General features: G+C 32.3%; 1 pseudogene. It reads right to left on the minus strand.

Annotation, left to right across the window (positions count from 1 at the left end):
- Positions 1-257, minus strand: a pseudogene (locus HFD15_RS14115) (hypothetical protein); the annotation flags it as partial.

The raw sequence follows: 257 nt of genomic DNA on the forward strand, positions 1-257 counted from the left end.
TCTTTATCTTCTCCATCGTCAGTTTTTTCAGCTTTTTTATTAACTCCACCGTAGAAAATAGATACAGTATTTTGACCGTTGTTTAAATGTAAATTAGGTCTTTTGATTCTTTTATTTTCTCCTGTAGACTTTACTGACAGATAAGGATATTCATAAATATCACGATGCAAGATATGGACCAAATCAAGACTTTGAGGAATCTTAGCGCCATCAATGTTTCCAAATTTTTCCCAGGGAAGATTAATCACCTTTTTTAG

The sequence above is a fragment of the Lactococcus sp. EKM203L genome, assembly GCF_011800585.1.
Lineage (GTDB): Bacteria > Bacillota > Bacilli > Lactobacillales > Streptococcaceae > Lactococcus > Lactococcus lactis.